Origin of the sequence: Pseudomonas sp. LTR0 (assembly GCF_036630035.1) — a bacterium.
Classification (GTDB): Bacteria; Pseudomonadota; Gammaproteobacteria; order Pseudomonadales; family Pseudomonadaceae; genus Aquipseudomonas; species Aquipseudomonas putida_Y.
In genome coordinates, this window is sequence record NZ_CP123734.1 from 2,166,419 (window position 1) to 2,185,303 (window position 18,885).

An 18,885-nucleotide genomic window follows, 5' to 3' on the forward strand; every position below is an offset into this window, starting at 1 on the left:
GCGGTGGATGGCACCGGCTCTGCCGGTGTTCGCGGGTAAACCCGCTCCTACAGGTGCCGAGTGACCTTGAAACCTGCGCTGTCCCTGTAGGAGCGGGCTTGCCCGCGAAGAAACCAACGCGGTGGATGGCACCGGCTCTGCCGGTGTTCGCGGGTAAACCCGCTCCTACAGGTAACGAGTGACCTTGACGGCTGCGCTGTACCTGTGGGAGCGGGCTTGCCCGCGAACAGGCCTGCACAGGCCACCCGAAAGGATCAGGCCGGCACCATGGCAAAGCCGACGCCGAACCGGTTCCAGGCATTGATGGTGGCAATTGCCAAAGTCAGGTTGGCCACCTCGGCTGGCTCGAAGTGTTCCCGCAGGGCTTCATATTGCGCCTGCGGCGCGCCCTGCTCTGGCAAGCGGGTCAGGCTCTCGACCCAGGCCAGCGCAGCACGTTCACGCGGCGTGAAGTAGCTGGTTTCCTGCCACACGCACAGGGTCTGCAAGCGTGCTTCGGTCTCACCGGCCTTGCGTGCATCGTTGGCGTGCAGGTTGACGCAGTAGGCGCAGCCGTTGATCTGCGACGCGCGCAGGCGTATCAGCTCCAGCAGCGAGTTTTCAAGGCCGCTGTTGGCCAGGGCCTGCTCCAGGCCGACCATGGCTTTGTAGGCTTGCGGCGCGTGTCTGGCCCATTCGATACGGTTGTGCATGGCAGTCTCCAAAGTGCGGGGTGGGTATGGCGCTACTGTAGCGCCGCTCATTGGTCACCCCGATAGCCAATTTTGCGCATAAGCGGGAGGCCAATCGCCCATTCAGGTGGCCACTGACCTGCATCCAATCTCTTCATTTCTGCCAAGCCAGCCGAGCCGGGATAATGGCCAGTTCCTGCTTCAAGAGAACCGATTCACAATGAGAGCTGCATTGAACCTGTTGCTGGTGATCCTGCTGGCGTTGAACCTGCGGCCGATCCTGACCAGTATCGGCCCGTTACTCGAACCCATGCGCGCCAGCACCGGCCTGGGTTACCAGCAGGCCGCCCTGCTGACGGCGCTACCGGTGCTGTGCATGGGCCTGGTGCCCCTGTTGCAACCGTGGCTGCGACGCTGGGTCAGCGAGCATGGTGGCATGCTTGCAGGCCTGGCCGCGATTGCCTTGGCCTGCCTGTGGCGCCTGCAACTGGACAGTGCCTGGGCGCTGATCGCCAGTGCGCTGGTCGCCGGCCTGGGCGTGGCGGTGGTGCAGGGCATGATGCCGGGGCTGGTCAACCGCTGGTTCCCCGGGCGTCTGGCCGGGGCAATGGGGCTGTACTCGGCGGCGTTGATGAGCGGCGGCGGCTTGGCTGCAGTACTCGGTCCACACATCAGCGGCCATTTCGGTTACTGGCAGGCGGGCCTGGGCGTTTGGGCTGTCCCGGCCGTGCTGGCGGTGCTGGCCTGGGCCGTGCTGCGGCCAAGGCAGGAGGCGCCAAAGCTGTCTGGGGTCGCAGGCGGGCACTGGTTCGGCACCCGCCGGGCGTGGTTGCTGGCCTTGTACTTCGGCCTGATCAATGGCGGCTATACCAGCATGGTGGCCTGGTTGCCGGCTTACCACATCGAACACGGCGGCAGCGCCCAGGGCGGCGCCGACCTGGTGGGCTTGATGACCGTCTTCCAGGTGCTCGGTGCGCTCGGCTTGCCGCTGCTGCTGCGACGTTGGACAGACAGGCGTCCAGGGCTGTGGTTGGCGTTGACGATCCAGCTGGCGGGCTTCCTGGGGCTTCTGCTGATACCTACGGCGGCTTCCGGGTTTTGGGTAGCCATGATCGGCTTTGGCTTGGGTGCCTGTTTCAGCCAGTGCCTGACGTTGACCCTGGAACACCTGAAAACGCCTGCCGAGGCCGGCAGCCTGGCGGCGTTCGTACAGGGCATCGGCTTTATCATCACCGGCATCGTGCCGTATATCACCGGTTGGTTGCGGGATGTCAGTGGCGACTTCCAGGCTTCTTGGACGCTGTTGACCGTGACCGTGCTGGCAATGCTGCTGGTGACCGCGTGCTTCAACCCGCGCGGCTATACGGCAGCCATTGCCCGCCCGACTGCAACAGGCAAGGCCGCAGCAATCAACTGAGGCGTTGCAGGGTATCGCGCACCCGGTCCAGCGCCGGGTCGATATCCAGCAGTTCGATGGCGCCGAAGCCCATCAACAGCCCCGGCCGTACCGGCGCCTCGCTGAAGAATGGCGCCAGTGAATACAGGCCGACTTCTACCTTGCGCGCGAGATTGGCCAGCAGCTCCACATCCACCCCAGGTGTAGCCAAGGCACTGAGGTGGAAGCCGGCGCTGGCCGGGATGGTGCGGAACCACGGTGCCAGATCGCCGCCCAGGCGCGCCAGGATGCGCTCGCGGCGTGCGCTGTAGACCTCGTGGCAGCGGCGGATGTGCTTGTTCAGGTGGCCTTCGCCAAGGAAGCGCGCGAGCGCCCACTGCAGCAGGGTAGGGCTGTGCCAATCGCTGAGGTGCTTGGCCACGCAAGCGGCCTGCAGTACGGCAGGCGGCAATACGGCATAACCCAGGCGCAGCTCGGGCAGCAAGGTCTTGGAGAAGGTCCCGACATAGGCGACCAGCCCATGCCGGTCCAGGCGCTGCAGCGCGTCCGAGGCTGGCCCGTGGTAGCGGAATTCACAGTCGTAGTCGTCTTCGATGATCAGTGCACCCAGCTCGGCGGCCCGCGCCAGCAGGGCATGCCGGCGTGGCTCGCTCATCGGCATGCCCAGTGGGAACTGGTGTGAGGGTGTTACGTAGATCAGCCGGGTGCCTTCGGCGATCTGTTCCACGCACAGGCCCTCATCATCCACTGGCACCGATTGCAGGCGTGCACCCAGGGCCAGGAACAATTGCCGTGCCGGCGGGTAGCCAGGATCTTCCATGGCCACCTGGCAGCCCGGTTCGACCAGCACCCGGGCGATCAGGTCCAGCGCTTGCTGGGCGCCGTTGCATACCAGCAGGTCGGCTGCGCTGCAGTGCACCCCGCGTGAGTAGGCGATGTGGTGGGCAATGGCTTCGCGCAGTTCCGGCAAGCCCTGGGCCGGGAATTGTCGCTCGGCGTGGCGCTGGCTACGGCGCAGGGCGTAGTTCAGGCAACTGCGCCATTGGTCGAACGGGAACTGTGCCTTGCTCGAAGCACCACCGACGAAGTCATAGCGCGATGGCGCCTGCAACTGGCGTTGGCTGAGCACGGTGGCGCGCTGCTGCCAGCGCTCGAGGGATGCGGCGCCGGCCAGGGGGATGGTGGCTGATTCGTTGCTGCGCAGCGGATGGCGTGGGGTGACGAATGTGCCACGGCCGACCACGCCGTTGAGCAGGTTATCGTAGGTCAGCCGCGAATAGGCCTCGGCCACTGTCTTGCGCGATACGCCCAGTTGTTCAGCCAGCAGACGGGTGGGCGGCAGTTGGGAGCCGGCGGCCAGGTGGCCGCTGTCGATACCGTCGCGCAGTTGCTGGTAAAGCTGATCGGCCAGGCCTTTGCGGCCCTCCAGGCGAATGTGCAGTTCCATGGGCGGGTCCGGAGCGGAGGATTGCTCAGGATAGCGGATTGGCTGCGACTCAGGTGCTTGTCACAGGCTGCGATGATGCCACGTCAACCGCTCAGAACCGGGCGGTACTGACAGTGATATAGCCTTTTTCTGCCAGGGAAATGCGTATCACGGTTTCATCTTCCGGCGCGTTGCGGTTGCGCTTGATGCGCACGCCTTCTACCGTCGAAGCCTTCATATGCTCTGAAATGGCCCGCCCGTTCGCGTCGAAGAACACCTCGCTGGCCAGCAACTCGATACGTTCGATCAATTGCCGTGAATGTTCATCGGTGGCGCAGAAGAACATGACGCCCGACAAATGCGGGTCGTCGTCGGGGTTGGTCATGTCATGGGCCAACATTTCGCGCAGACTGCTGCGCAGTTCGGCGATGGGGCGGGCGTACGGGTGCATGCGGAGCCTCCTCTGGATCGCGACCTTGCGTCCTCCAGCGCCGATCATGTTTTCTCTGGGTAGGGACATCAAGTAAGGCGCTTCTGAGGCTCGTGTAGGAAATGCCTTTAAGGTGCTGAGGCGGGGGCGAATCGCAGGATCTACAAGGCGGTAGCCCCAGCCTTGGCCACTTGGGCATCCTGTTCGGATTTGACGCCTGATACACCGATGGCGCCCACCACCTGGCCTTTCACCCGCAGCGGTACGCCACCTTCCAGGCTGGTCAGCAGGGGCGCGGTCACGAATGCCGTACGGCCGCCATTGACCATCTCTTCATAATCCCGCGTCTCTTTGCGCCCCAGTGCGGCGGTGCGGGCCTTTTCCAGCGCGATGTAGGCACTGGCCGGTGCGCAGCCGTCCAGACGTTCCAGAGCCAGTGGGTGGCCGCCGTCGTCGACCACGGCGATGGTCACGCTCCATTGCCGGGCCTGGGCTTCCTGGCGGGCGGCGGTCAGTATGCGGGCGATTTCGGTCTGGCCGATGACGGATTTGCTAAGCATGGGCGGGCTCCGGGTTCAAGGCGGCTTCGACAATTTCGATCCAGTGGCGCACGGGCGTGCGTCCAGCCCCGTCGAGGTGGGCCTGGCAGCCTATGTTGGCTGTGGCAATGAGGTGCGGCTTACCGCTTTCCAGCGCATTCAGACGATTGTCGCGAAGTTGCAGTGACAGTTCAGGCTGGGTCAGCGAATAGGTCCCCGCCGAGCCGCAGCACAGGTGGCCATCGGGCACTGAGGTCAGGGTAAAGCCGAGCCGCGTCAGCAACGCTTCTATCGCACCGCCCAGCTTCAGGGCGTGCTGCAGGGTGCATGGGCAGTGGAAGGCCAGGCGCTGTTCGGCGCACAGGGCCAATTGTTCGATCGGCTCATCGCGCAAGATTTCCACCAGATCGCGGGAAAGGGCGCTGACCCGGGCGGCCTTGGCAGCGTAATGAGGGTCTTTTTCCAGCAGGTGGCCATAGTCGCGGACAAACGCGCCGCAGCCGCTGGCGGTCTGCACGATAGCCTCGGCACCCGCTTCGATGGCGGGCCACCAGGCGTCGATATTGCGCCGTGCCCGCTGCAGGCCTTGCTCCTGGGCATTCAGGTGATAGTCCACCGCGCCACAGCATCCGGCTTGCCGGATCGGTTGCACGCTGATGCCCAGGCGGTCGAGCAGCCGCGCAGCAGCGGCATTGGTATTGGGTGACAGGGCCGGTTGCACGCAGCCTTCCAGCATCAGTACCCGGCGCGCATGGCGCACTGCCGGACGCTGGCCGGGTGGGGTGACCTGCGCCGGCAACTTGCGTTTGACTGAGGCCGGTAGCAGCGGGCGCAGCGCTTGGCCGCTGCGGGTCAGGGCCTTGAACAGTGCCGGGCGCGGCACCACCGCACGCAGGCCCAGGCGCAACAGGCGCTGGCCGAGCGGGCGTGGCACTTGCTGCTCAACCACCGCGCGGCCGATGTCCAGCAGATCGTGGTACTTCACCCCGGATGGGCAGGTGGTTTCGCAATTGCGGCAGGTCAGGCAGCGGTCCAGGTGCAGTTGGGTGCTGGCGGTGACCGGCTCGCCTTCGAGCATCTGCTTGATCAGGTAGATGCGCCCGCGCGGGCCGTCCAGCTCGTCGCCCAGCAACTGGTAAGTGGGGCAGGTGGCTGTGCAGAAACCGCAATGTACACAAGTGCGCAGGATGCGTTCTGCTTCGTCGGCGCGGGCCAGGCGGCGCGATGGTTCGCTAAGGTTGGTTTGCATGGTCTGGCCTCACAGGTCCGGGTACAGGCGGCCAGGGTTGAACACCCCCTGGGGATCGAGTTGCTGCTTGAGGGCGCGGTGGTAGCGCATCAGTGCAACCGGCAATGGCGGGCTGCTGGTTGCACCGGGGGCGTAGCAGGTGGCGTGGCCACCCACCTTGGCCACCTGGTCGCGAATGGCCTGCGCTGGTGCGCGGGTCTTGAGCCAGCGCTGGGCACCACCCCAGTCGATCAGTTGCTGGCCGGGCAGTTTCAGCTCGCCGGTGATGGTGGGTACGGACAGGCGCCACAGGGGGGCGGCGTCGGTAAAGAACGCCAGGCGCTGCTCGCGCAGGTCGCTCCAGAAGCGGTTATCGAGTGTTTCGCCCCCCAGCCGCTGGCGTGCCGACTGCACCGACCCTTCGCCGCCTTCCAGGCGCAGGTACAGCGTTTCGCCGTCATGGCAGGCGGCGCTGATCGGCAGCGGTTGCTGGCCCCATTCGGCCAGCTCGGCCAGCGCTTCATTGCGCCCCATCGGCAGGCGCAGGCTCAGGCATAGGCGCGGCCGTGGCAGCACTTTCAGCGAAACTTCGGTCAGCAGCCCCAGGCATCCGAAGCTGCCCGCCATCAGGCGTGACACATCGTAGCCGGCGACGTTCTTCATCACCTCGCCACCAAAGCGCAGCAGTTTGCCGTGGCCGGTGATCACCCGTGTACCCAGTACAAAGTCGCGCACCGACCCGGCCCACGGCCGTCGAGGGCCAGACAACCCCGTCGCGACCATGCCGCCCAAGGTGGCCTCGGGGCCCAGGTGGGGTGGCTCGCAGGGCAGCATCTGGCCAGCCTCGTGCAGGGCTGCCTCGATCTCGCGCAGAGGGGTACCGGCGCGGGCCGTGAGTACCAGCTCGGTGGGGTCGTAGCTGACGATGCCGCGGTGGTTGCGGGTGTCGAGTACTTCGCCCGCCACCGGGTTGCCGAGCATCGCTTTGCTGTTGCTGCCCTGGATGCGCAGCGGCGTACCTTCATTCAGCGCCTGGTTGACCTGCTCCAACAGCGTCTGGCTCATGTCGCGGTCCATGCTCATCAGAAGCGCTCCAGCTCGGGGAAGGGCAGTTGCCCCTGGTGCACGTGCAGGGCGCCGAATTCGGCGCAGCGGTGCAGGGTGGGAATGTTCTTGCCGGGGTTGAGCAGGCCCTGAGGGTCGAAGGCGGCCTTCACCGCGTGGAACAGGGTGATTTCGTCGCTGTTGAACTGCGCGCACATCTGGTTGATCTTCTCGCGTCCCACGCCGTGTTCACCGGTGATGCTGCCGCCCACCTTCACACATAGCTCCAGAATCTTGCCGCCGATCGCTTCGGCACGCTCCAGCTCGCCGGGCAGGTTGGCATCGAACAGGATCAACGGGTGCATGTTGCCGTCGCCTGCGTGGAACACGTTGGCCACCCGCAGGCCGTACTCCGCGGACAGGTCGCTGATGCCCTTGAGCACCCGTGGTAACTCGCGGCGCGGAATGGTGCCGTCCATGCAGTAGTAGTCCGGCGAGATGCGCCCCACGGCCGGAAAGGCGTTCTTGCGTCCGGCCCAGAAGCGAACACGCTCGGCTTCGTCGCAGGCCTGGCGCACCTCGCGGGCCCCGGCTTGCGTCAGCACGGCGGCGACGCGCTGGCAGTCGTCGTGTACATCGGCTTCCACGCCATCCAGTTCGCACAGCAGGATCGCCGCCGCGTCCACCGGGTAACCGGCATGGATGAAGTCTTCAGCGGCGCGGATCGCCAGGTTGTCCATCATCTCCAGGCCACCGGGAATGATGCCGGCAGCGATGATGTCGGCGACTGCCCGGCCGGCGTCCTCGACGCATTCGAAACTGGCCAGTATCACCCGCGCCACCTGGGGCTTGGGCAGCAGCTTGACAGTGACTTCGGTGACGATACCGAGCATACCTTCGGAGCCGGTGAACAATGCCAGCAGGTCGAAGCCGGGGCTGTCCAACGCATCGCTGCCCAGGCTCAGGCGTTCGCCCTCGACTGTGAGGATTTCCACCTTGAGCACATTGTGTACGGTCAGGCCGTACTTGAGGCAGTGCACGCCACCGGCGTTTTCGGCGACGTTGCCCCCGATCGAGCAGGCAATTTGCGAGGAAGGGTCTGGTGCGTAGTACATGCCATGGGGTGCGGCGGCCTGGGAGATGGCCAGGTTGCGTACGCCCGGCTGCACGCGGGCGTAGCGCCCCTGCGGGTTGACCTCAAGGATGCGGTTGAAGCGTGCCATCACCAGCAGGATGCCCTTGGCCAGCGGCAGGGCACCACCCGACAGGCCGGTACCGGCGCCACGCGCAACCACCGGTACGCCGCGCTGGTGGCAAAGCTTCAGCAGCGTCTGCACCTGTTCCAGGCGCTCGGGCAGCACCACCAGCAGTGGCACTGTGCGGTAGGCCGACAGGCCGTCGCATTCGTACGGTTTGAGGTCTTCATCGCGGTGCAGGATTTCAAGGTCCGGCAGGGCGTCGCGCAGCGCCTGCAACAGGGCGGCCCGGTCCACGTCAGGCAGCACGCCATCGACGCGTTCGTCGTACAGGATATTCATCGGCTCACTCGGCAACGGTTTTTATTGTTGTTGGCAAAGCGGTCACCGATGCAGCGTGCGCGGGCTAGCGGCCGGGGTCGAGTGAGATGTTGACTGGTCCTACCAGTTTCTTCGGACAGTGCTGGTTACTCACGGCTCTGTCCGGCTAGATTGGCGCTATAAGTCAAAGTGGTCCTACCAGCAGGAGTGTGTGCAGTGGGTACTGAAGGCAAGGTCAAGGTCGCTGATCAGGTGGCCGAACGGGTCGAGCGGCTTATCGTCGAGGGCGTGCTCAAGGTGGGGCAGGCGCTGCCATCGGAGCGGCGGCTGGTGGAGAAGCTTGGCTGTTCACGTTCGGCGTTGCGGGAGGGACTGCGCGTTTTGCGCGGGCGCGGCATCATCGACACCGAACAGGGGCGGGGTTCGTTTGTCGCCGATCTCACCGGGCAGGCGGGTGCTACGCCTTTGATGCACCTGTTCAGTTCGCAACCGCGTACGCTGTTCGACCTGCTGGAGGTCCGGGCGTTGCTGGAGGCTGAGTCGGCGCGGTTGGCTGCGTTGCGCGCTACCGACGTCGACCGCCTGCTGATCCGCCGGCGCTATGAAGAAATGCTGGCTGCGCACGAGGCTGCGCCGGCGCTCGATGCCCGTGAGCATGCCCGTCGTGACCATGCCTTTCACCGGGCAATCAGTGAGGCGTCGCATAACCCGGTGCTGGTGCATACCCTGCAATCGCTCAGTGACCTGACGTTGAGCACTGTGTTTGCTTCGGTCAACAATTTGTACTGCCGGCCAGCGCAGAAACGCCAGATTGATCGGCAGCATGCGCGGTTGTATCGCGCGGTGATGGAGCAAATGCCCGAGCAGGCGCAGCGGGCGGCGCGTGAGCATATCTACGGCATACGCGACAGTTTGCAGGAGATCGAGCAGGAAGAGCAGCGCCTGGTCAGGGCGACCATGCGCATGGATGGCTGGGGGTGAAGCGGCACTGTACCGGCCCTGTCGCGTTGAACCGCCGCGAAAGGGCCGGTACAGGTTTACTCAATGGTCAGCCACAGGGTCATCTTGCGACAGGATGGCCCGGGCCAGCTCTTCATCATTGGCCTGCAGCCCTGGGTGGTCCTTGCGGGCCTGTTCAAGCGCCGATTCCACATAGGCGCCACGGATTGCACCGCCGCTGGCGACGAACGCTGAAAGTTCGTCACGGGCCGGGATGATCCGTTTGTCATCCTTGAAGGTCGAATACAGCGAAGCGGAAATACCGGCCGAGGTGGCGACGTCGCCCGCATCGACGCGGGCCAGGGCAGCGCCGGCAGGCATCAGGAGCAGCAGCGCAGGGGCGAGCAGTAGGTGGCGCATGTCGTGTTCTCCAGTAGCGTGAAGCACAGGGAAATAAACCACTCAGTGTCTAAGACGGCCGGGGCGTTCAGGTAGTTCCCTGCTCTTGGGTGGAGCGTGTCGAGAGGGAAAGTGCACCTGCCGCTGACGAGGCGGCTGAACTCACGGTTTTCAAGGTGCCGGCGGAGTGCGTCATGGATTGACCGCGTCGGGATGCGCGTGATTTGCTTGGGTGGATGGCACTTCACGGGCAAGCCCGCACAGGGCCCTGCCGATCATTCAAAGGAAACTGAAGGTTCGCCCATGTCCGACTACAAGCTGCATTGCTTCGCCGAATCCGGCAACGCCTACAAGGTTGCGCTCATGCTTGAACTCACCGGCCAGAACTGGCAGCCGGTGTTCGTCGACTTTTTCCATGGCCAGACCCGTGAGCAAGCCTGGCGCGATGAGGTGAACGAGCAAGGCGAGGTGCCGGTGATGGAACACGCTGGCAAGCGCTTCACCCAATCTGCGCTGATCCTGGAATACCTTGCCGAACTGACCGGCCAGTTCGGGCCCCGCGATGAAGACGAAAAACGCGAGATCTGGCGCTGGATGCTGTTCGACAACCATAAGTTCACCAGCTACTACGCTATGCTGCGCTTTCTGTTCTGCCTGAAGAACACCGGTGAAACCGATGTCACGAGGTTCCTGCGCGAGCGTGCCAAGGCGGCTTACCGTATTGTCGACGCGCACCTGGCGAAGACGCCATTCATGGTCGGTGGCCGGTTGACCATTGCCGACCTGTCGTTGGCGGGGTATGTGTTCATGCCAGAAGACACCGGTATCCCGCTGGCAGAGTTCACCCACATCGAGGCCTGGAAAGCCCGCATCCAGGCGCTGCCGGGGTGGAAGCACCCGTATGAGCTGATGCCGCGCACGGCATCCTGACTCGTTCGCGACCAAGGCCGTCTCCACTGCGGCCCCGCAAAATCAGGTGTGTGGCACACCCCGAGTGGGTGCGCCACCCGCATACTCCGGCTTCAGGTGCCCTTGCTCATCCAGCAGATAGGCGTCCATCACCTCCCGCACCACCGGCCCTGCGACTCGGCCCCCAGCCTCGCCGTTCTCGATCATCACCGCCACTACCACGCTGGGATGCTCGGCCGGAGCAAAGCCGACAAACAGGGCGTTGTCGCGGTGGCGCTCCAGGGTCTTGTTGCGGTTGTAACGCTCACCCTGCTTGATCGCCACCACCTGCGCGGTACCGCTTTTGCCGGCAATTCGGTACTGGGCACCGGCGGCCGCGGCGCGGGCAATACCGCGCGGGTCGTGCATGACCATCTGCATGCCCTGGTTGACCTGGTCCCAGGCATGCTTGTCGTGCAGAACGATGTCGGGCATGGGGTGGGGGTCGATCGGCGTGTCGCCGCCCACGGTCATGGCCAGGTGCGGGCGGTGCCATACGCCCTTGCTTGCCAACAGGCTGGTAGCCTGGGCCAGCTGCAGGGGGGTGACCTGCATATAGCCTTGGCCAATGCCCAGGATCAGTGTCTCGCCCGGGAACCAGGCCTGGCGTCGCGTAGCGCGCTTCCACTCGGGCGAGGGCATCAGCCCGGAGGCCTCCTCGAACATGTCCAGCGACACCTTCTGGCCCAGGCCGAACTCGGCCATGTAGTCGTGCAGGCGGTCGATGCCCAGCTTGTGCGCCAGGTCGTAGAAGTAGGTGTCGTTGGAACGCATGATGGCGGTGTACATGTCCACCCAGCCGTCGCCGCTGCGGTTCCAGTTGCGGTACTTGTGGTGATAGTTGGGCAGCTCGTAATAGCCCGGGTCGAATACCCGGCTGCCAGGGGTGATCACCCCGCTGTCGAGACCAGCGATGGCCACTTCAGGCTTCACGGTCGAGCCGGGCGCATACAGGCCGCGCAGGACGCGGTTGAACAGTGGGCGGTCGATGGAGTCGCGCAGCGCAGCATACTGCTTGAAGCTGATGCCCTTGACGAACAGGTTGGGGTCGAAGCTGGGGTTGCTGACCATCGCCAGTACGTCACCATTGGCCGGGTCCAGCACCACCACCGAGCCACGGCGGTCACCCAGCGCTTTTTCTGCGGCTACCTGCAAATGGGCGTCCAGGGTTAAAACTATGTCCTGCCCTGGGGTTGGGTCCTTGTGGTTGAGCACGCGCATCACCCGCCCTTGAGCGTTGGTCTCGACCTCTTCGTAGCCCACGTGGCCATGCAGTTGGCTTTCGTAGAAGCGCTCGATGCCGGTCTTGCCAATCGATTGGGTGCCGCGGTACTCCGTGCTGTCGAGCGTCTTGGCTTCTTTCTCGTTGATGCGCCCCACATAGCCCACTGAATGAGCGAAATGCTCGGCCAGTGGGTACTCGCGGATGAATTGCGGCTCTACATCCAGGCCTGGCAGGCGGAACTGGTTCACGGCGACCAGGGCGATCTGTTCCTCGCTCAAGCCCACCATAAGGGTCACGGGCTCGAACGGTTTGCGGCCACGGCGCAGGTCCTTGTCGAACTGCTTACGGTCGTCTTCGGTCAGGCCCAGCACCTGCGTCAGGGTGTCGAGCACTTTGGCCGAATCGCCGCCGGCCCGCTCGCGGGTCATGGTCAGGTCGAAGCTGGGCTTGTTGTCGGCCAGTACCACGCCGTTGCGGTCGTAGATCAACCCGCGTTCGGGGGCGATGGGCAACACGTGCACGCGGTTGTTTTCCGACACGGCCGTTTGTTGGTCGTGCTGCAGCACCTGCAGCACATAGAGCCGGCCAACCAGGACGGCACACAGGCTGAACACCATGGCGGCGCAGGCCAGAAGCCGACGGTTGACCAGGTGTCTTTCCTTTTCGTGGTCCTTTAGAGGGATAGGTTGCGGCATCAGTGAATCGATCCTGAGGGGTAGCAGTACGCGCGCGATCGGGCCGCGGATGCTACGCAACCCGTACTGCCCCCTCAAGACGAGCCCCGGCTGCCCGCTGGCTGGCATCGGCTGTGTGCCCCATGATCAGGGCGCTGAGGGGGAACATGAAGATTTGTTCATTGCGCATTGATGAGGGTGGCACAAGTCTGGTTTGCGATGACTTTGTGGATCCATAATTGGATTTTGTGCGATAACCGAACATCAAGTTTCTAATGTTGTTATAGATTAAATCGTTGATTTAAATGGAAAAAATTATTGTGCTCACAGCTATTTACTGAAATTGGCCGCGGAAAAATTGAGATTCAGTGCTTTCGTCATGTTGTCTATGGATCCATTATCTGGTTGATTAGCGCCTGACAACGGCCGGAGCCCTCCTGCCGTATGCGATAACAATTACAAAAAGGGTCCAGTCATGAATGGCTATCCAACGGCACTGAACCGTCAGGGTTCCGCCTGCGCGTGCGCATCTTTCCTCTCGCCTGTGGCCAAGCCTGGCCGACAGGTGACCCCATGAATACCGATCTCAAGCAACGTCTGGACAACGACCCGATGGGCCGCTTTCAGTGCCTGGCCATTGGTATTTGCATCATCCTCAACATGATCGATGGCTTCGACGTGCTGGTCATGGCCTTTACCGCCGCCTCTGTGTCTGCCGAGTGGAACCTAAACGGGGCGCAGGTAGGGCTTCTGCTAAGTGCCGGCTTGTTCGGTATGGCGGCCGGGTCATTGTTCATCGCGCCGTGGGCTGACCGCTTTGGCCGACGCCCGCTGATCCTGCTGTGTCTGGCGCTGTCCGGTATCGGCATGCTGCTCTCGGCACTGAGTCAGAGCCCGTTGCAACTGGCGCTGCTGCGTGGCCTGACCGGGCTGGGCATCGGTGGCATCCTGGCCAGCAGCAATGTGATTGCCAGCGAATATGCCAGCAAACGCTGGCGCGGCTTGGCGGTGAGCCTGCAGTCCACTGGCTATGCGCTGGGCGCGACCCTGGGCGGTTTGCTGGCGGTATGGCTGCTGGGGCATTGGGGCTGGCGTTCGGTATTTCTGTTTGGCGGCATCGTCACCGTACTGGTGATCCCGCTGGTACTGCTGTGGCTGCCAGAGTCGCTGGACTTTCTGCTGGCGCGCCGGCCGGCCAATGCTCTGGCCCGGGTCAACCGTCTGGCCGTGCGCCTCGGTCAACCGGCATTGGCGCAACTGCCGGCCGTTGCCGCAAGGGCAGAGGGTGCCAGCAGCGGTTTCAGGCAACTGCTGGCGCCGGCCATGCGCCGCACCACGTTGGTGATCTGGTTGCTGTTCTTCCTGGTCATGTTCGGCTTCTACTTCGTCATGAGCTGGACGCCAAAACTGTTGGTGGCCGCCGGCTTGTCGGCCCAGCAAGGCATCACCGGCGGCGTGCTGTTGAGCGTGGGCGGCATCCTTGGCGCGGCGCTGATCGGCGGCCTGGCTTCGCGCTGGCCACTGACTCGCGTGCTGGCGTTGTTCATGCTCATTACCGCTGCGCTGCTGGTGCTGTTTGTGGCCAATGGTGCCTCGGTCACTGCGGCGCTGGCGTTGGGGCTGCTGATCGGGCTGTTTTCCAACGGCTGCGTGGCTGGGCTGTATGCCTTGTCGCCGGTGGTCTACGACGCCTCGGTACGCGCCACCGGCGTGGGCTGGGGTATCGGCATCGGTCGCATGGGCGCGATCCTGTCGCCGACCGTGGCTGGCGTGCTGCTCGATGGCGGCTGGCAACCCCTGCATCTGTATGGCGTGTTCGCCATCGTGTTCGTGCTTGCCGCGGGTTGCCTGCTGTTGCTGCGCCCGATGAACAAGCCGGCGTCCACCCTGCCTGCTGATGCACTGAGTCACTGAGTCACTGAGTGCAACCCGGCCTGGCCGGGTATCTGAATGCAACTTCCTGCTCCGGGTCAAGCTGGCCTGGGGCGGCCTGCTGCGCCTATTGAAAGCGGAGAACAATAATAATGATGGATACAACTTGCACGCTGGCCCGTTCGGCCTTGGCAGTTTCGCTGGCGTTTGGTCTCGGTTTGCCGGCCTGGGCCGATGAAGGGGGCTTCTTTGAAGGAGCCAAGGGCGGGCTGACACTACGCAACTACTATTTCAACCGTGATTTCCGCGACCCGGGGGCCGCCAAGGGCAAGGTTGAAGAGTGGGCCCAGGGTTTTATCTTCAAGTTCAGCTCGGGCTACACCCCAGGGCTGATCGGGTTTGGCCTGGACGGTATCGCCCTGTTCGGCGTGAAACTGGACAGCGGCCGCGGTACCAGCGGCTCAGAACTGCTGCCGGTGCACGATGACGGGCGTGCGGCCGACGACTACGGTCGGGCAGGGCTGGCGGCGAAGTTGCGTATTTCCGCGACCGAGCTGAAAGTGGGGGAGTTGTTGCCGGATATTCCACTGCTGCGCTACGACGATGGTCGCCTGCTACCGCAGACCTTCCGTGGCGCGATGCTCGACTCGCGAGAAATCGAAGGCCTGAGCCTGCAGGCCGGCCAGTACCGCGAGGTGAGCCTGCGCCACTCTTCGGACATGCAGGACCTATCTGCCTGGGCCGCGCCCGGGGTCACCTCGGACGGCTTCAACTACGCCGGCGCCGAGTACCGCTTCAACCAGCAGCGAACACTGATCGGCGCCTGGCACTCGCAGTTGGAGGACATCTACCAGCAAAGCTACTTCAACCTGCTGCACAGTCAGCGGGTAGGGGAGTGGACGTTGGGGGCCAACCTTGGCTACTTCATCGACCGGGATGACGGACAGGCGCGCATCGGCGACATCCAGAGCCGCACCGGTTACGCTTTGCTGTCAGCTTCGCACATTGGCCACACGCTGTACCTGGGGTTGCAGAAGGTCAGTGGCGACAGTCAGTGGATGTCGGTTTACGGCAGCAGTGGGCGAACCCTGGGCAACGACATGTTCAACGGCAACTTCAGCAATGCTGACGAGCGTTCGTGGCAAGTGCGTTATGACTACAACTTCGCCGCGCTCGGTGTGCCAGGGCTGCTGGCCATGGTGCGGTACGGGCATGGCGAGAACGCCACCACGGCGGCGGGCAGCAATGGCAAGGAGTGGGAGCGCGATGCCGAGGTGAACTACACCTTCCAGAGCGGGGCTTTGAAGAACCTCAACATCCGGCTGAACAACGCGACCAACCGGCGCAGCTTCAACAGTGATCTCGACCAGACACGCCTGATCGTCAGCTATCCGCTGACCTTGTAGGGGCGGGTTCACCCGCGAACACCGGCGCAGCCGGTGCCATGTTCCGCGTTGCCTGCTTCGCGGGTAAACCCGCTCCTACATTTACGGCGCGTGTCTTGAGACAGGTTGGTTTCTTGGCGCGCGCCTCCCCCCGTAGGAGCGGGTTCACCCGCGAACACCGGCAAAGCCGGTGCCATGTTCCGCGTCGCCTGCTTCGCGGGTAAACCCGCTCCTACATTTACGGCGCATGTCTTGAGACAGGTTGGTTTCTTGGCGCGCGCCTCCCCCCGTAGGAGCGGGTTCACCCGCGAACACCGGCAAAGCCGGTGCCATGCCCCGCGTTGCCTGCTTCGCGGGTAAACCCGCTCCTACAACAGGCCTGCAGCAACCCCTCGGCTTGCGCTAAGATGCCCGTTCACGTCTTTGGAAGTCGCCTGGATGAGCAAACCCGGTCAGATGGTGCTGGTTGCGTTGCGCAAGATGATCGCTTCGGGCGAGCTGGCGGCCGGCGAGCGCTTGATGGAAGTCCCAACCGCTGAACTGTTCGGCGTTTCACGCATGCCGGTGCGCATGGCATTTCGCACCCTCGAACAGGAAGGCCTGCTGGTGCGCTTTGGCGGCCGGGGGTTTCAGGTGCGCTCGGTCAGCGCCGACGACATCGCGGGTGCGGTCGAGGTGCGTGGTGTGCTGGAGGGGTTGGCTGCGCGTCAGGCAGCAGAGCGTGGCTTGTCGGTGCAGGCACGCGCTGCGCTGCAACAATGCCTGGTCGACGGCGACCAGCTGTTCGACAAGGGCTTTGTGAGCGAAGACGACTTGCAGGCTTATCACGACCTGAACATGCGTTTTCATCAGGTGATCATCGACGCCAGCCACAACCCGGCCATTGCCGTTGCCCTGGCGCGTAACGACCACCTGCCGTTCGCCTCGGTCACCGCACTGGCGGTGGACCGTCACGATCTGGCCCGCGAGTACCGGCGCTTCAACTTCGCCCACATGCAGCACCACGCCGTGTTCGACGCGCTGGTCAACCGCCAGGGTGCCCGCGCTGAAGCGATCATGCGCGAGCACGCCAATGCCACCTTGCGCTATGCCGAAACCTTTGGTGGACCAGCGGCAGACGCGGGCATGAAAGTCATCCTGCCCTCGTCGTAAGCCGAGTCAGATATCCAGCACCAGCAGCGGCGTCTTCGAGCGCGAGCAGCAGGGCGTGAACTGATCGTTCAAGGCCTGCTCCTGTTCGGTGAGAAACAGATCGCGATGGTCCGGTGTACCCTGCAGCACGCGTGTCAGGCAGGTGCCGCAAATACCCTGCTCGCACGACAGGGCGATCTCGATACCGTTCTCTTCCAGCACCTGCACCACGGTCCGGTCGGCTGGCACCTCGAACACCTGGCCCGTGCTGCCCACCTGCACCGAGAAACTGCCGTCGTTGCTGGCATCCACCGGCGCTGCGGCGAAGTACTCGCGGTGCAGGTTGGCCTCCTGCCAGCCCAGCCCCTTCGCACTGTCCAGCACATGCTGCATGAACCCGCCAGGCCCGCATACATACAGGTGCACATCATCTTGCGGGTTGCCCAGCACCTGGGCGATGTCCAGCGCCGTTTCCGGCTGCTCGTCAAAATGCACGAACAGCCGATCAGCGAACGGCGCGCTGCGAATCCGCTCGACAAACGCCGCACGTTCGCTGGAGCGGGCACAGTAGTGCAGCTCGAAGGCCTGGCCGCTGTGGGACAACTGCTCGGCCATGCACAGGATTGGGGTAATGCCGATGCCGCCAGCAAACAGCAAACTGCGCTGCGCACCCTCGGCCAGCGGGAACAGGTTGCGCGGCGCACTGATACGTAGCCGGGCACCGGCCTGCACCTGTTCGTGCAGGCTACGAGAGCCGCCCCGCGAAGCCGGGTCGTTGAGTACGCCAATCAGATAGCGATGGCGTTCTTCGGGGTGGTTGCACAGCGAGTACTGGCGCACCAGCCCGTCGGGCAGGTGCACGTCGATATGCGCGCCGGCGCTGAACGCCGGCAGCAAGCTGCCATCTGCCGCTGCCAGCTCGAAGCTGCAGATACCCTGGGCTTCATCGTTACGGGATACCACTACGGCATCGATCATGTCGGCTGTTCCTCAGGCAGGGGTGGCGCTGGTGGCGATCAGTTGCGGCTGCGGCGCACGCTCTTTGGCGATGATCCGCTCCAGCACCTTGCGTGACTGCACGCCGCCGGCATCGATGTTCAGCTTCAGCAAGTTGCGCTCGGGGTGGGCCAGCAGGTTCTGCTGCTGGCGTTCGAGCATTTCCAGGTCTTCGCTGAAAATCTTGCCCTGGCCCTCCCGGATGTTGTCGGTCAGGGTCTGGTCGTGCGCAGCGAAGTTGCGCGCCATGCCCCAGAAGTACCAGATAGAGGTATCGCTTTCCGGGGTGATGAAGTCGACCACGATGCTCGACGCCTTGTGCTGTGCCTCGGCGTGGTAGCCGCCCTTGCCGGCATGCGCTACACCCACTTCGATCAGCACATGGCTAGGTGGGGTGAAACGGCAGATCTGCCAGCGGTCCACTGGTACATCGTCGGCCAGGCCATTGCCACGCAAGGCCATGCGCCAGAACGGCGGTGCCATGATGTTTTCCATGTGCCGGGCGGTGACCACTTCGTCGCCGGTCACGGTGGTGACCGGCGGTGCCTCGTCGATCTCCTTCTGGCCGATGCTGGAGGCGTGCACATAGGTTTCATGGGTGAGGTCCATGAGGTTGTCGATCATCAGGCGGTAGTCGCAACCGATGTGGAACAGCCCGCCGCCGTAGGCCCACTCATCATTCACCGCCCATTCCAGATGCGGAATCAGCGCCGGGTCGGCCTGCGCCTGGTCACCGGGCCAGACCCAGATGAAGCCATAGCGCTCGACGGCCGCAAAGGTCTTGTTGCAGGGGAAACCACGCACCCGTTGGCCCGGCATCGACACGGTCTTGCCGTCGCAACCCATCACCAGGCCGTGGTAGCCGCACACCAGGTTGCCGTCCTCGACATAGCCCAACGACAACGGTGCGCCGCGGTGCGGGCAGAAGTCCTCGACGGCGGCTACTTGGTTCTCGCGGGCGCGGTAGAACACGATTTTTTCCCCGCAGATCTGCCGGCCCAGAGGTTTGGTGGCGATCTCATCGGGGGTGCAGGCGACGTACCAGGTGTTTTTGGGGTACATGGA

17 protein-coding genes are annotated in these 18,885 nt (G+C 63.9%); 6 read left to right on the forward strand and 11 right to left on the reverse strand.

Annotated elements, in window-relative coordinates; all coding sequences use genetic code 11:
- Positions 1 to 254 precede the first annotated feature (254 nt).
- Positions 255 to 692 carry a carboxymuconolactone decarboxylase family protein gene (locus QCL51_RS09990; RefSeq protein ID WP_103444229.1) on the reverse strand — a complete coding sequence of 146 codons (438 nt, stop codon included), beginning with the start codon at positions 690 to 692 and terminating at the stop codon, positions 255 to 257.
- 199 nt (positions 693 to 891) lie between these two features.
- Here QCL51_RS09990 and QCL51_RS09995 point away from each other — a divergent pair, with 199 nt between their 5' ends.
- Positions 892 to 2,088, forward strand: coding sequence for a CynX/NimT family MFS transporter (locus QCL51_RS09995; RefSeq protein WP_103444230.1), 1,197 nt, complete (start codon positions 892 to 894; stop codon positions 2,086 to 2,088).
- On the opposite strand, the gene QCL51_RS10000 is transcribed toward QCL51_RS09995, so the two are convergent.
- The 6 genes from QCL51_RS10000 to glcD form a co-directional block, all read right to left on the reverse strand.
- A complete protein-coding gene (locus QCL51_RS10000; RefSeq protein WP_103444231.1) occupies positions 2,081 to 3,514 on the reverse strand; it encodes a PLP-dependent aminotransferase family protein in 1,434 nt (477 codons plus the stop codon). The genes QCL51_RS09995 and QCL51_RS10000 overlap by 8 nt on opposite strands.
- A 91-nt stretch (positions 3,515 to 3,605) precedes the next feature.
- A complete protein-coding gene (locus QCL51_RS10005) occupies positions 3,606 to 3,944 on the reverse strand; it encodes a hypothetical protein (RefSeq protein WP_021782083.1) in 339 nt (112 codons plus the stop codon).
- A gap of 140 nt (positions 3,945 to 4,084) precedes the next feature.
- Positions 4,085 to 4,483 (reverse strand): heme-binding protein, encoded by a 399-nt coding sequence (locus QCL51_RS10010; RefSeq protein ID WP_103444232.1) that lies wholly within the window; start codon positions 4,481 to 4,483, stop codon positions 4,085 to 4,087.
- Positions 4,476 to 5,711 (reverse strand): glycolate oxidase subunit GlcF, encoded by a 1,236-nt coding sequence (gene glcF, locus QCL51_RS10015; RefSeq protein WP_338444808.1) that lies wholly within the window; start codon positions 5,709 to 5,711, stop codon positions 4,476 to 4,478. Before glcF ends, QCL51_RS10010 begins: the two co-directional genes overlap by 8 nt.
- 9 nt (positions 5,712 to 5,720) lie before the next feature.
- A complete protein-coding gene (gene glcE, locus QCL51_RS10020; RefSeq protein ID WP_103469786.1) occupies positions 5,721 to 6,773 on the reverse strand; it encodes a glycolate oxidase subunit GlcE in 1,053 nt (350 codons plus the stop codon).
- On the reverse strand, positions 6,773 to 8,272 hold the full coding sequence (glcD, locus tag QCL51_RS10025; protein WP_103444233.1) for a glycolate oxidase subunit GlcD: 1,500 nt from the start codon (positions 8,270 to 8,272) through the stop codon (positions 6,773 to 6,775). Before glcD ends, glcE begins: the two co-directional genes overlap by 1 nt.
- Positions 8,273 to 8,467: 195 nt before the next feature.
- Between glcD and glcC the strand changes: the two genes are divergently transcribed.
- The gene (gene glcC, locus QCL51_RS10030) at positions 8,468 to 9,232 is read left to right on the forward strand and encodes a transcriptional regulator GlcC (protein ID WP_021782078.1); all 765 of its coding nucleotides are present in this window, start codon (positions 8,468 to 8,470) and stop codon (positions 9,230 to 9,232) included.
- Between the two features lie 60 nt (positions 9,233 to 9,292).
- Here glcC and QCL51_RS10035 read toward each other — a convergent pair whose 3' ends face one another.
- Positions 9,293 to 9,610, reverse strand: coding sequence for a DUF2388 domain-containing protein (locus tag QCL51_RS10035; RefSeq protein ID WP_003256154.1), 318 nt, complete (start codon positions 9,608 to 9,610; stop codon positions 9,293 to 9,295).
- A 282-nt stretch (positions 9,611 to 9,892) separates the two neighbouring features.
- Between QCL51_RS10035 and QCL51_RS10040 the strand changes: the two genes are divergently transcribed.
- Entirely contained in the window at positions 9,893 to 10,519 is a 627-nt protein-coding gene (locus tag QCL51_RS10040) for a glutathione S-transferase (RefSeq protein ID WP_274102592.1), read from the forward strand.
- 42 nt (positions 10,520 to 10,561) lie between these two features.
- Here the strand turns inward: QCL51_RS10040 and mrdA are convergent, their stop codons facing one another.
- Positions 10,562 to 12,457, reverse strand: coding sequence for a penicillin-binding protein 2 (mrdA, locus tag QCL51_RS10045; RefSeq protein WP_021782075.1), 1,896 nt, complete (start codon positions 12,455 to 12,457; stop codon positions 10,562 to 10,564).
- Between the two features lie 552 nt (positions 12,458 to 13,009).
- Between mrdA and QCL51_RS10050 the strand changes: the two genes are divergently transcribed.
- From QCL51_RS10050 to QCL51_RS10060, 3 genes are all read left to right on the forward strand, one after another.
- Positions 13,010 to 14,350: an MFS transporter gene (locus QCL51_RS10050; protein ID WP_021782074.1), complete on the forward strand. Its 1,341-nt coding sequence runs from the start codon at positions 13,010 to 13,012 to the stop codon at positions 14,348 to 14,350.
- Positions 14,351 to 14,460: 110 nt separating this feature from the next.
- Positions 14,461 to 15,714, forward strand: a complete 1,254-nt coding sequence (locus QCL51_RS10055; protein ID WP_021782073.1) for an OprD family porin — start codon at positions 14,461 to 14,463, stop codon at positions 15,712 to 15,714.
- 417 nt (positions 15,715 to 16,131) lie between these two features.
- Positions 16,132 to 16,845: a GntR family transcriptional regulator gene (locus QCL51_RS10060; protein WP_103444238.1), complete on the forward strand. Its 714-nt coding sequence runs from the start codon at positions 16,132 to 16,134 to the stop codon at positions 16,843 to 16,845.
- Between the two features lie 6 nt (positions 16,846 to 16,851).
- On the opposite strand, the gene QCL51_RS10065 is transcribed toward QCL51_RS10060, so the two are convergent.
- Together QCL51_RS10065 and QCL51_RS10070 are read right to left on the reverse strand one after the other, a co-directional pair.
- Positions 16,852 to 17,802: a PDR/VanB family oxidoreductase gene (locus QCL51_RS10065; RefSeq protein WP_274102591.1), complete on the reverse strand. Its 951-nt coding sequence runs from the start codon at positions 17,800 to 17,802 to the stop codon at positions 16,852 to 16,854.
- 12 nt (positions 17,803 to 17,814) lie between these two features.
- Positions 17,815 to 18,882 carry an aromatic ring-hydroxylating dioxygenase subunit alpha gene (locus tag QCL51_RS10070; RefSeq protein ID WP_014860002.1) on the reverse strand — a complete coding sequence of 356 codons (1,068 nt, stop codon included), beginning with the start codon at positions 18,880 to 18,882 and terminating at the stop codon, positions 17,815 to 17,817.
- Positions 18,883 to 18,885: the final 3 nt, after the last annotated feature.